1 protein-coding gene is annotated in these 1,416 nt (G+C 46.1%); it reads right to left on the bottom strand.

All coding sequences use genetic code 11. The features are described 5' to 3' along the window. Positions 1 to 94 precede the first annotated feature (94 nt). Entirely contained in the window at positions 95 to 1,378 is a 1,284-nt protein-coding gene (gene gltA / locus ACTHUM_RS14150; RefSeq protein ID WP_070645446.1) for a citrate synthase, read from the bottom strand. Positions 1,379 to 1,416: the final 38 nt, after the last annotated feature.

Genomic DNA, 1,416 nt, shown 5'->3' with positions numbered 1-1,416 from the left:
TGCTATCAACTTAATTAATTACGACCAACCTCATTGAAAACGGCAATTCGATTTTTTCAAACGACTTTTCAACAATATATTAATGTATTGTTTATTAGCGTTTATCTACCGGAACGTAATCGCGACGCTCTGCACCGGTATACAGTTGACGTGGGCGACCGATTTTCAGTGCCGGATCGCTAATCATTTCATGCCAATGAGAAATCCAACCTACACTGCGCGACAATGCGAAGATAACGGTAAACATTTCAGTTGGAATGCCCAATGCGGACAAGACGATACCGGAGTAGAAATCGACGTTTGGATACAGCTTGCGCTCAACAAAGAATGGATCTTTCAGTGCGATTTGTTCCAATTCCATCGCCAGCTTAAATTTAGGACTGTCTTCCAAGCCCAATTCTTTCAAGACTTCATAACAGGTTTCGCGCATGATGTTGGCTCGTGGGTCCATATTGCGGTATACGCGGTGACCGAAGCCCATCAGACGATATTTGCGTTGTTTCACACCTTCCATGTATGCGGCAACATTGGATACGTCGCCGATTTCGTCCAGCATCTTCAACACAGCTTCGTTTGCACCGCCATGTGAAGCACCCCACAGACAGGCGATACCGGCAGCGATACAGGCAAATGGGTTTGCGCCTGAAGAGCCGGCCAAACGTACAGTCGAAGTAGAGGCGTTTTGCTCGTGGTCGGCATGCAAAATAAAGATGCGGTCGAGCGCGCGAGCCAATACTGGATTAGGTTTGTATTCTTCACATGGTGTTGCGAACATCATGTGTAAGAAGTTTTCAGCATAGGAAAGGTTATTTTTTGGATAATTGAACGGCAGACCGTTGGAATAACGGTAACACATTGCTGCAATTGTCGGGATTTTGGAGATTAAGCGGTAAATCGCAATTTTGCGGTGTTCAGGATTGGCAATATCCAAGCTGTCTTGATAGAAAGCAGACAAAGCGCCAACCACGCCAACCATCATCGCCATCGGATGCGCATCGCGACGGAAACCGCGGAAGAACCAAGTCAGCTGCTCATGCAGCATAGTATGGCGACCGACTGTGGCATCAAATTCTTTTTTCTGTTCAGGGGTAGGCAGTTCGCCGTAAATCAACAGGTAGCAAACTTCCAAGTAATCGGATTTTTCGGCCAACTGCTCGATAGGATAACCACGGTAATACAACAGACCTTCATCGCCATCAATATAAGTGATTTTGGATTCGCAACTTGCAGTTGACACGAATCCGGGGTCGAAGGAAAACAGACCTGTATTTTTTGTCAAAGCACGAATATCAACCACATCATGGCCGATACTTGCTTCCAATACTGGCAGTTCCAAGGTCTCTTGATTTGGGGTGGTGAGCTTGACTGATTTAGACATTCTTAAACTCCTTTGTAAGTTGGGGCTTTCGTTGCCGC

This window comes from Neisseria sp. P0021.S006 (assembly GCF_051956895.1).
Note: the sequence above shows the minus strand (reverse complement) of the source record. Positions and strands in the feature narration are given on the sequence as shown.